At 53.8% G+C, this 9,181-nt stretch carries 18 protein-coding genes; all 18 read left to right on the top strand.

From position 1 onward, the window contains the following. The first annotated feature begins 216 nt into the window (after positions 1–216). Entirely contained in the window at positions 217–1,185 is a 969-nt protein-coding gene (locus DEO48_RS26135; RefSeq protein ID WP_109846740.1) for a hypothetical protein, read from the top strand. A gap of 348 nt (positions 1,186–1,533) precedes the next feature. Then, positions 1,534–1,830: a hypothetical protein gene (locus DEO48_RS26130; protein WP_109846739.1), complete on the top strand. Its 297-nt coding sequence runs from the start codon at positions 1,534–1,536 to the stop codon at positions 1,828–1,830. Between the two features lie 325 nt (positions 1,831–2,155). Further along, complete coding sequence (locus DEO48_RS26125; RefSeq protein ID WP_109846738.1) at positions 2,156–2,881, top strand: YafY family protein; 726 nt, start codon at positions 2,156–2,158, stop codon at positions 2,879–2,881. Beyond that, a complete protein-coding gene (locus tag DEO48_RS27310) occupies positions 2,878–3,384 on the top strand; it encodes a hypothetical protein (protein WP_258306219.1) in 507 nt (168 codons plus the stop codon). Before DEO48_RS26125 ends, DEO48_RS27310 begins: the two co-directional genes overlap by 4 nt. Before the next feature lie 45 nt (positions 3,385–3,429). After that, the gene (locus DEO48_RS26115) at positions 3,430–3,732 is read left to right on the top strand and encodes a hypothetical protein (protein WP_109846737.1); all 303 of its coding nucleotides are present in this window, start codon (positions 3,430–3,432) and stop codon (positions 3,730–3,732) included. Between the two features lie 59 nt (positions 3,733–3,791). After that, on the top strand, positions 3,792–4,103 hold the full coding sequence (locus DEO48_RS26110; RefSeq protein ID WP_109846736.1) for a hypothetical protein: 312 nt from the start codon (positions 3,792–3,794) through the stop codon (positions 4,101–4,103). A 44-nt stretch (positions 4,104–4,147) separates the two neighbouring features. Continuing rightward, entirely contained in the window at positions 4,148–4,618 is a 471-nt protein-coding gene (locus DEO48_RS26105) for a hypothetical protein (RefSeq protein ID WP_109846735.1), read from the top strand. A 60-nt stretch (positions 4,619–4,678) separates the two neighbouring features. Continuing rightward, the gene (locus DEO48_RS26100) at positions 4,679–5,191 is read left to right on the top strand and encodes a DUF4234 domain-containing protein (RefSeq protein WP_109846734.1); all 513 of its coding nucleotides are present in this window, start codon (positions 4,679–4,681) and stop codon (positions 5,189–5,191) included. Between the two features lie 81 nt (positions 5,192–5,272). Further along, positions 5,273–5,497, top strand: coding sequence for a hypothetical protein (locus DEO48_RS26095; protein WP_109846733.1), 225 nt, complete (start codon positions 5,273–5,275; stop codon positions 5,495–5,497). A gap of 55 nt (positions 5,498–5,552) precedes the next feature. Beyond that, a complete protein-coding gene (locus tag DEO48_RS26090; protein ID WP_109846732.1) occupies positions 5,553–5,786 on the top strand; it encodes a DUF905 domain-containing protein in 234 nt (77 codons plus the stop codon). Positions 5,787–5,891: 105 nt separating this feature from the next. Beyond that, the gene (locus DEO48_RS26085; protein ID WP_109846731.1) at positions 5,892–6,710 is read left to right on the top strand and encodes a DUF932 domain-containing protein; all 819 of its coding nucleotides are present in this window, start codon (positions 5,892–5,894) and stop codon (positions 6,708–6,710) included. Continuing rightward, positions 6,710–6,970 carry a hypothetical protein gene (locus DEO48_RS26080; RefSeq protein ID WP_109846730.1) on the top strand — a complete coding sequence of 87 codons (261 nt, stop codon included), beginning with the start codon at positions 6,710–6,712 and terminating at the stop codon, positions 6,968–6,970. The genes DEO48_RS26085 and DEO48_RS26080 overlap by 1 nt, the downstream gene beginning before the upstream one ends. A gap of 91 nt (positions 6,971–7,061) precedes the next feature. Beyond that, on the top strand, positions 7,062–7,547 hold the full coding sequence (locus DEO48_RS26075) for an antirestriction protein (RefSeq protein ID WP_109846729.1): 486 nt from the start codon (positions 7,062–7,064) through the stop codon (positions 7,545–7,547). Positions 7,548–7,557: 10 nt separating this feature from the next. After that, entirely contained in the window at positions 7,558–7,791 is a 234-nt protein-coding gene (locus tag DEO48_RS26070; protein WP_109846728.1) for a hypothetical protein, read from the top strand. Beyond that, entirely contained in the window at positions 7,788–8,270 is a 483-nt protein-coding gene (gene radC, locus DEO48_RS26065; RefSeq protein ID WP_109846727.1) for a DNA repair protein RadC, read from the top strand. Before DEO48_RS26070 ends, radC begins: the two co-directional genes overlap by 4 nt. Before the next feature lie 20 nt (positions 8,271–8,290). Further along, a complete protein-coding gene (locus DEO48_RS26060) occupies positions 8,291–8,512 on the top strand; it encodes a DUF987 domain-containing protein (protein WP_109846726.1) in 222 nt (73 codons plus the stop codon). A 23-nt stretch (positions 8,513–8,535) separates the two neighbouring features. Next, the gene (locus DEO48_RS26055; RefSeq protein WP_109846725.1) at positions 8,536–8,895 is read left to right on the top strand and encodes a type IV toxin-antitoxin system YeeU family antitoxin; all 360 of its coding nucleotides are present in this window, start codon (positions 8,536–8,538) and stop codon (positions 8,893–8,895) included. Positions 8,896–8,944: 49 nt separating this feature from the next. Beyond that, the coding region (locus DEO48_RS26050) for a TA system toxin CbtA family protein (protein WP_219933028.1) at positions 8,945–9,181 on the top strand (237 nt) is incomplete at its 3' end.

The following is a 9,181-nucleotide window of genomic DNA, read 5'->3' as shown; positions in this document are numbered from 1 at the left end:
AAAAACAGAGACAAGAAAGAGATAAAACATTAAAAACAACGATGATAGCAACGTAGTAAAACCATTAGCCAACCCGCATCAAACCAGCATATCACTTCACGATGACTACCAGATGTGTTTTTGAGTGACGATAAAACCATCATCATGTTACTGTATAGCTACGATAATCACTACACCAACCACTACTGTGTAGTTTAGTTTATGGAGCGCTTGATAATGGCAATACATTACAATGATGGCAGGCAAACACCCGTTAAAAGCCGTGACATCCGGATTTGTCATTTTTACCTTGACTGGTTAGGGATAAATAAAAACATCAGACCAGACGGTGTTAATCGTCAGGATGCAGGAAACTGCCATCATGCCGTTAATCAGCTCATCAATCAGTACTACTCAGATAAAGAACAGCAGAACAGACTCATGGCTGAAATGAATGCCGCCTGTGATGAAAATATCTTACCGGCTGAACATTTTGACTGGCTTGAACGTGATGAACGTGCCGCATTCTGGTTGTGGGGCTATCTCTGTGAAGCCAGTGACTATCAGCTTGGCATTTCCCGATCAAGAGATGCCCCTTTCGGTCAGAACTGGTATCAGTTCCTTCAGCTAAATAAATCCCCGGCAAGTCATAAGGAAAGAATGAGCCTTATCTTCAACTTCTTTGACTGGATAATTATTCCCGCTCCGCCGGTTAATCATCTTAAGAATCAGGTTATGGACAGACTCAAAGACCAGTGGAAAAATATTTACAGCAAACCTGCTCCACTGAAATGGTTACCTGATGATGAAGAGGCGGTACTGTGGGCATGGAACAGTCTTAAATCGCTACAGGAAGAAAGAAACGCCCCCACCGGCGGACTTTCATTTACGCTTTCCTCACCGGGACTGAGCACCTGGTTTACCCCTCTAAGCCATGCTGAACGCAATTTAGCGCTACGTGCCGCACTTGATTTATGGGATGACGCACCGGATACAAAGCGTTTATTCCTGCTGAACCTGAATAAAGCCTGGAACCAGCAAAAATTACGCCAGTCCCGTACCGATAAAAAAGCACTCAATACGTACCTGAAGAACGAAACAAAAACTCGACTGGACTTTATGGCAGAACGTAGCGGAGTTCGCATCAGTGATATGCTGGAAATGCTGATTAATGACCATTACCGAAAAACCTGTGGTGGTGAGTGAGGGCTTTGCGCTAAAAACAAGGTGAGCGGAGGCAGTAATACAGACCAGAAATGACATTCAAAATAATTTCAGACCTATATTACCAGTGTGAGAACGGCAGCAGAAATGCTGCCGTTTTGTTATTTCACTCACGGAGGTTAATGTGTCCAGTAAGAACAAACGGGGTCCCGATACCCTGTTACCGTCGTTATTCCTTCTCCCGGGTCAACGGTCCCACAAAATACCCGTGCGTATGCTTCTCGCGCTAAGTCATAGCTATGCTTTCTGTTCCGGTACCCGGGTCTCCCTGATACACGGTCCGCCAGCTCATGAAGGCGGCTTTTATTGCCAGTTACAAGGGAGAACGAAATGGATTGTCCGAATTGCGGTTCGCAAAACATACAGCTGCGTCATGTGGGTAAAAAAACGGGCGGCGTGATTGGCGCAACCGCCGGGGGACTTGCCGGTCTCGAGGGTGCTACGGCCGGCGCAATGATTGGCTCCGTCGTTCCTGTGGTCGGCACACTGGCCGGAGGACTAATTGGTTTTCTGTCAGGCGCCTGTGCTGGCGCGGTGGCGGGAGCGGTAGCCGGTGAGAAGCTGGACGGGACGGTATTTGATGAATACTGCTGCACACAGTGTGAGCAGACCTTCAATATGCCGTAACACTCAGCAGTTCCAGTAAACGGTATGGGGTACAACCGTATCGCAGAAGACACCGGCGACGATAGCGTGAATGCCACGGCGTCTCTGTGATACGGTTTTTATCCCTTCAGCCCCTCGCGTCAATGACAGGATGTGTCGTAAAAACATCATTCCCCTTCCCTGAATACCATTATATCCCTTCACTTACAGTCACTTAACCAAAGACGGTTGTTGTCATAATTTTTACGTCATCCACCATAACGCGACGACATAACGTGGCGCACCGGTGCGGCATAATTTTCCGCAGCGTACAGGAGCATACAGAGAGTCTGAGGCTGATTTCAGAATGAAAGAACAACACGATCGCTATGATCGGCTGGCCGTCAGGCTGTCGATCATCATCAGTCGGCTACTGGCAGGCCATGCCATGGAACTGAAAACGCTGGCTGATGAATTTGGTGTCTCAGAACGCACGCTGCAACGGGATTTCCAGCAGCGCCTGATCCACCTGGGTATTGAGTATGCCGGCGGGACTTACCGCCTTGCCCGGCGACCTCTCCGTCCGCATTCTCCGGATACATTCACCTTCATCCACAATACGGGGATTTCAGGGATTATACCCACCCAGAACAGAAAGCTCATCCACTTGCTCACCAGCACACCGGGGATATCCCCCTGTCTTATCGGGCACGGAGGCTTACCGTCGGCAGTCACACAGTCAGCGTCATTTTTACTGCTGGCAGAAGCCATTCGCGATCATCGCGCCGTCACGCTGCAGGTTAACGGGCGCAGCCATGAAACCGTGGCGCCACACCGTCTGATCTTCCAGAGCAAAAACTGGTTTCTGGTCACTACTCGCGCCAGAACACTTCAGGTGTTCAGGATGGAAGAAATCAATGCCGTCACGGTTCTGGAAACGTCCTTTCGCACCAAACCTGAGCTTGATGCCCTGACGGCCAGCGAAGAGTTTATCTCCGCGCTGCCGCATTTTCGCTTCATCAGCAACGTTATTCATTCCTTCCGGGGCTCCCCTCCCGAAGCCAACCCCAGACTAAACGGAGTCAACTCATGAAACACATCACAGCCATGTTGCTGACGGGCTGCGGACTGACGCTGGCCTTATTGCCTGCGGCGCACGCAGACACACCTGACGCCCTGCGCGACGCACATTATCAGCGCTGCGCAAAGCCCGTCTTTTATGCACAGACCCTGAACCACAAAAAGGAGGTCGAAATCTGCATCATCACCCCGTCGGTATCGTATTCATTCGGTAAGACTGGCGCTGAGCATAAGGAAATGAATATTACCGTTCCGGCTCAGACGACGGGCTACGCGTACCAGAGCAACCAGGTTATCAGCCTGCAGGAGTTTACCGTCCGTAATGGCGATACCACTTACCAGGTCTCTGCCGGTTCGGATGATGACAGCAAACCCTTTGCCGCGCTCGATGTGTACCGGGGGACTCCCGATACCGGAAAGCATCTGGCGACCATCACGCTTGACCCGGACACGGTGGTTAACGACATCAGCCACGGATTGCAGGATGAAGGCATCCCCCAACAGGATGGTCTTTAGCCCGTTTTATCAAACTCAACCCTCTTTTTATTCAAGGATATAACAATGAACATTTCCCTTGCTGGCGGTTCACTCCGTTCGGTACGTTATTTTTCCGCGATCTGCCTGGTGTTATCGACAGGGGTACTCAGTGGCTGCGGTGATGCGAAATCCAAAGCCGAAAGCGAGTTTATCCGGGGCTGTAAATCCGGTGGCGGCACAACCGCCCTTTGCGGCTGCGTTTACGACATCCTGCAGACGAAATACCCCCACGGCGAGCTGCGCAAAATGAACCTGCAGTACGGCTATGTCCCTCCGGGCTTTATGAACAACATGCTCAGCGCGGCGCAGCAGTGCCGTAAGCAATAAATATCGGATGTATACAACGATACCGATCCGGATGATTCAACAACAAAAGGAACCCGTTAATGGCGCTCGTCATTAAGTATTTCAGTATTGCTTTTGGCATCGCGCTGGTCGTGGTGCTGTTTAACGTTTTCAGCGCCACCGGCGAAATTCGCAGTTTTGGTCAGGGAATGGGGTATCTGTTCTGGATGACCCTGGGGCCGGGTGTCGGTATGACAGCCGGTGCCGCTCTGCGACTGTGGCTGATGCCCGATGCGGTTTATACCCGAGAGGGAATGACCGGACTGCTGAAAGCCCGTCTGTTCTGGCTTATCGGCCCACAGTGTATCGGCTGGCTGGCCGGGCTTATCGCTGTGGGTAAACAACTTATGTAACCCTGCAACCATCAGCACTCTTTTTGACTCAGAAGGAAATCACCATGCGCTTAATTAACATCATCCTGCCGGTGTGGTTACTGGCCTTCGCCATGACGGCACAGGCAGTCCCCAATATGTGGAGCAGTGGCTTCGGTATGGGCGTCACCGAGTACATCATCACCAGCCCCGAAAAGGTGATGCTGAATCTGAACTGCACCGGCAACCCTGACGACCAGAATACCCTGCAGCACCACGTCATGCTCACCCTGCCTGACGGCAGCGGTGCCGATTCACAGGATGAGAAAACCGCCATCACCGTGGTGACGGACGACCAGACGTTCCCGTTGCCGTCATCCCTCGGCTGGCGTAACGGCGACAATGCCTGGGTGTCGTTCATTGATGCCATCAGAAAGGCAACGTCATTTGACGTTTACGTCAACGACAAACCAGTGGGGCACTTTACACCTTCGGCCGGAAACGTCCACAAGGTTCTGGCTGATATGCCCGAATGCACGACGCTCACCGCCGGATAGCCTCCCGTTCAGCATGATACTTCCCGTCTCACTGTACAACGCATCAAGGACAAATACGATATGACCGATATTTCCACCCTCAGCCAGCGACTGGCGACCCCAACCCTGAATTTTGTGCTGCTCACTATCGCCACCTGCGGCATCTGGCCGCTGCTCTGGCTGTACCGAAAGCAGCAGATTATCAGCGATACTACCGGTTACCCGGTAAGCAGCGATATCCTCGTTATCTGGCTGGCCGTGTGCTTTGGGCTCGGGCGGCAGTTCGGTGTGATGGCCTCGCCGGACCTGGCGGGCTACGACACGGGCAGTGACACGCTGCTGGCCTTAAGCGGCATACTGTCGCTGGCCTGTGGCGTGATGTACATCGTCTGGGCCTTTAAGGCCAGAGCCGCGCTGCACCACTATGCGCTGAACACCTTCCGCTTTGACCTGAAGATGAACGCGTTTTATACCGTTATTTTCAACGTCTTCTACATTACGTACTGCATCAACAATATGCCGCCGGCGCTGGCAAAACACCGGATTATTCATGGTCAGCCCCCCGTGCCGCCAGAATCTCCGTCACCGCAGTAACGCCGTTTCTCCCTTCTTTACCCGGCAGGGGCATCCCTGAATGCCCCTCATCCGCACGGGTTCCTCCTGAGATTTAACTCAATGACATTACTGAAAATTGTGCTCAACACCCTGTATCAGGTGCTGACATGGTGCGCCAGCAGCCGGGCACAGCAGTTTGTGGAAGACCATTTTCGCGAAGAAGGCTACGACGAAGGCAGCATTGATATCGCCAAGCAGACGGCAGCCCTGCTCGCATGTGCCTTAATCACGGCGCTGATGGCGCAGATACTGCGACTTATTGCCACACACAGAGCCCCCCACTGATGCTCTGCTCACTGAGCGGGGCATTTTGTTTTATGACATTCATCAGGAACTGAATATGCAAGCCACTGATGATACGTTGTTACCACCAGGGCCATTCACCCGCCGACAGGCTGAAACCTTGGTCGCGCTTTACCACAACGTCACTATAGAAGACGACCAGGGGACGCACTTTCGGCTGGTTATTCGCGACAGCGAGAGGAAGTTGATCTGGCGGGTGTGGAATTTTGAAGCTAGTGCTGGGGAATGGCTTAACCGCTATCTGCTCAGCCACGGTATCCCCAGGGACTGACTCACCACGTCCTCAGCCAAATACCAGCCAGACCAGCAGGCCATGTTCCCTTAGGGCACATGGCTTTTTTGTTTATGCCGTTAAATCAACAATAAGGAATTTAACATGCGCTTAGCCAGCCGCTTCGGGCGGACAAACCAGATCCGTCGCGATCGTCCGTTAACCCGCGAAGAACTGATGCAGGTCGTTCCCAGCGTATTCAGTGCAGATCGCCACGGTTCCAGGAGCGAAAAATACGCTTACATACCCACCATTACTCTGCTCGAAAATCTTCAACGCGAAGGCTTTGAACCCTTCTTCGCCTGCCAGTCACGCGTACGCGACCCTGACCGCCGGGAGCACACCAAACATCTGCTGCGCCTGCGTCGTACCGGTCAGATAACCGGCCAGCAGGTTCCCGAAATCATTTTGCTTAACTCGCACGATGGCAGCAGCTCATACCAGATGCTGCCGGGGCTGTTCAGAGCCATCTGCACCAACGGGCTCGTCTGCGGACAGTCGTTCGGTGAAATTCGTGTACCGCATCGTGGCGATGTGGCCGGGAAAGTGATTGAGGGGGCTTATGAAGTGCTCGGTGTCTTTGATCGGGTGGAAGAAAAGCGCGAGGCCATGCAGTCACTTCGACTACCAGCACCCGCGCAACATGCCCTGGCGAACGCCGCACTGACCTACCGCTTTGGTGAAGAATATCAGCCGGTGACCGCAGCGCAGATACTGGCCCCCCGCAGATATGAGGATCGCCAGGACGATCTGTGGACCGTTTATAACCGCATTCAGGAATCGTTGCTGAAAGGCGGACTGAGCGGACGCACCGCAAAGGGTAAACGTACTCACACCCGCGCGGTTAACGGCATTGATGGCGACGTAAAACTCAACCGGGCGCTCTGGGTGATGGCCGAAGAACTGCAGCAGGCACTGAGCTGATGCCGTTCGTTCCGGCAAATTCCCGCCAGACGGCAGTCTGGACCGTTCCCCTGCAAAACCAGCCCGGCTGTCGTTCCATCTCCGACGATGACCTCTGCGCCTGGTGCAGACATCTCTGCTACCGTCCCGGCGAGCTCAGCCTGTGCCGACTGTCTGTGGCTGACGGCATCTGGCCCTCGCGGTGCAATGATGACGGCTATGCACAATCCTGCCCACAGTTACACCTGAACGTACCACCTACAGATATCACCAGTCGGTAACCCGGCCCCCCATTACCCCAAAAATCACACGACTTATGCGCCCCCGCTCAGCGGAGTGCACTTATGGCCGTTACGAAAAGGAACAACTGACATGACCGACATTATCAACCTTAACGACAACAACCTGTTACGTCCGCAATCTGCCGATAACAGCTCTGTACCCGCGCTGGCCGCCACCCTCGTACAGGACGAGCAGCGCGCAGGATTCTGGCCGCAGCACTTCGGCAGCATACCGCAGTGGATAATCCTTGAGCCGACCGTCTTCGCCTGGATGGACCGCTTCTGTGCAGACTACAGCGGCGGTATCTGGAACTTTTATACGCTCAGCAACGGCGGTGCCTTTATGACCCCGGAGCAGGATGACGAACGTGATGAACAATGGTCGCTGTTCAACACCCTGAATGGCAACGGTGGTGAGCTCAGCGCTGAAGCTGCCGGTATTGCCGTCTGTCTGATGACGTACAGCCACCACGCCATGCGCACCGAATGTGACGCCATGACGGCGCACTATTACCGCCTGCGTGACTATGCGCTCAGTCACCCGGAATGCAGTGCCATCATGTACATCATCGACTGAGCGTCCCGCCTTGTCGTATGAACTGTCTCACCTGAATACCCTGTGGGATGCGCTGGGGAAAATAACGGTCAGGGATGAGGACGGAGAGGTTGTGACCGACGAACCCTTCCTGCACTTCCCGACGGGTACCCCTCTCTTCCCCATATGGTCATGGTTTGAATCCCTGCACGACGAGTTCGTCGTTGCCATGAAACTGTACAACACATCCATCCCTGACGGGTCAACAGAAAGGAAAAGCAAATGAATATCACCACGTGTCCCCCCGACTGCGGGGGAATATCTCCCGCCGCACAGCGCACCATCAGATATGCGATGACCCTGCTGGAGCGCCAGTTACGCGAACCCGGCGCGTCATTTACTTCAAGCCATGCCGTTCGTGACTGGCTACGTCTGCATCTCGCCCCTCTGGAGAGAGAAGCTCTCTCAGTTCTGTGGCTTGATAATCAGCATCGCCTCATCGCCTTCGATACGCTGTTTCTCGGCACCATCAACAGCATCACCGTCCATCCGCGGGAGGTGGTGAAGGCCGGGCTTCACCATAACGCTGCCGCCGCGCTTCTCGCGCACAATCATCCTTCCGGAGAGGCAGAACCCAGCCTGGCCGATCAACGCATTACCGAACGCCTGAAACAGGCGCTGGATCTCGTGGACATTCGCCTGCTGGACCACCTGGTGGTGGGCGGGATGGATATTGCGTCTTTTGCCGAGCGTGGCTGGCTGTAGCACAACAGGAAATTAACCGTATGAAAATTATCCCCAAACGTCAGGCGATGGCGATATATCGCCAGCATCCGAAGTCCCGGCTGTTTCGCTTCTGTACCGGCAAATATAAATGGTCCGGCAGCGTCTGCCACTATGCCGGGCGGGAGGTGCAGGATATCAGCGGCGTGCTCGCCGTCTTCGCGGAACGCAGCCAGGACCGCAACGGCCCGTATGTCGTATTGCGCAGCGTTACGCTGAATTAATTCACGTTTAAGGAAGGCTAAAATTGTCGAATACAATACCGCCTGTAAACCACGATATCGCCGCCCCCTGGTGGGGGCTTAAACGCGATATCACCCCCTGTTTTGGCGCACGTCTGGTGCAGGAGGGCAACCGACTGCATTACCTGGCTGACCGCGCCAACATCACCGGCACCTTCAGTGAGGCGGATTTGCACCATCTCGACCAGGCGTTTCCGGTACTGATGAAGCAGCTGGAGCTGATGCTCGTTTCTGGTGAACTCAATCCCCGCCATCAGCACTGCGTCACGCTTTACGCGAAAGGGCTGACCTGTGAATCAGATACGCTGGGATCGCATGGGTACGTGTACCTGGCGATTTATCCGACACCTGCAACAACCGAATAAACCTCCCGGCTTTTTTCTTTCATTTAACTCACCAATAAAGGTTTCCATTATGCAAACACAACCTGCTCCCCCGAAACGGGAGGTTTCACCACTCCCGTCACCCGTGGCGATCTGGCAGCGCCTCCTGAGTCATCTGCTAGATCGTCACTACGGTCTGACGCTCAACGATACGCCGTTTGGCAACGATAGCGTGATTCAGGAGCATATCGACGCCGGTATATCACTGTGCGACGCCGTGAATTTTATCGTGGAGAAATACGATCTGATACGTACCGATCGCCGCGGC

Origin of the sequence: Enterobacter sp. CGMCC 5087 (assembly GCF_003144775.1) — a bacterium.
GTDB lineage: Bacteria > Pseudomonadota > Gammaproteobacteria > Enterobacterales > Enterobacteriaceae > Enterobacter > Enterobacter cloacae_M.
This window is presented reverse-complemented; position numbering and strand designations above follow the sequence as displayed.

Bases quoted from the DNA above. Each gene is read 5' to 3' on its own strand.
- DEO48_RS26125 (WP_109846738.1), top strand. From the start codon at position 2,156: ATGAAAGAACAACACGATCGCTATGATCGGCTGGCCGTCAGGCTGTCG.
- DEO48_RS26075 (WP_109846729.1), top strand. From the start codon at position 7,062: ATGACCGACATTATCAACCTTAACGACAACAACCTGTTACGTCCGCAA.
- DEO48_RS26105 (WP_109846735.1), top strand. From the start codon at position 4,148: ATGCGCTTAATTAACATCATCCTGCCGGTGTGGTTACTGGCCTTCGCC.
- radC (WP_109846727.1), top strand. From the start codon at position 7,788: ATGAATATCACCACGTGTCCCCCCGACTGCGGGGGAATATCTCCCGCC.
- DEO48_RS26080 (WP_109846730.1), top strand. From the start codon at position 6,710: ATGCCGTTCGTTCCGGCAAATTCCCGCCAGACGGCAGTCTGGACCGTT.
- DEO48_RS26060 (WP_109846726.1), top strand. From the start codon at position 8,291: ATGAAAATTATCCCCAAACGTCAGGCGATGGCGATATATCGCCAGCAT.
- DEO48_RS26115 (WP_109846737.1), top strand. From the start codon at position 3,430: ATGAACATTTCCCTTGCTGGCGGTTCACTCCGTTCGGTACGTTATTTT.
- DEO48_RS26135 (WP_109846740.1), top strand. From the start codon at position 217: ATGGCAATACATTACAATGATGGCAGGCAAACACCCGTTAAAAGCCGT.
- DEO48_RS26110 (WP_109846736.1), top strand. From the start codon at position 3,792: ATGGCGCTCGTCATTAAGTATTTCAGTATTGCTTTTGGCATCGCGCTG.
- DEO48_RS27310 (WP_258306219.1), top strand. From the start codon at position 2,878: ATGAAACACATCACAGCCATGTTGCTGACGGGCTGCGGACTGACGCTG.
- DEO48_RS26085 (WP_109846731.1), top strand. From the start codon at position 5,892: ATGCGCTTAGCCAGCCGCTTCGGGCGGACAAACCAGATCCGTCGCGAT.
- DEO48_RS26100 (WP_109846734.1), top strand. From the start codon at position 4,679: ATGACCGATATTTCCACCCTCAGCCAGCGACTGGCGACCCCAACCCTG.
- DEO48_RS26095 (WP_109846733.1), top strand. From the start codon at position 5,273: ATGACATTACTGAAAATTGTGCTCAACACCCTGTATCAGGTGCTGACA.
- DEO48_RS26090 (WP_109846732.1), top strand. From the start codon at position 5,553: ATGCAAGCCACTGATGATACGTTGTTACCACCAGGGCCATTCACCCGC.
- DEO48_RS26130 (WP_109846739.1), top strand. From the start codon at position 1,534: ATGGATTGTCCGAATTGCGGTTCGCAAAACATACAGCTGCGTCATGTG.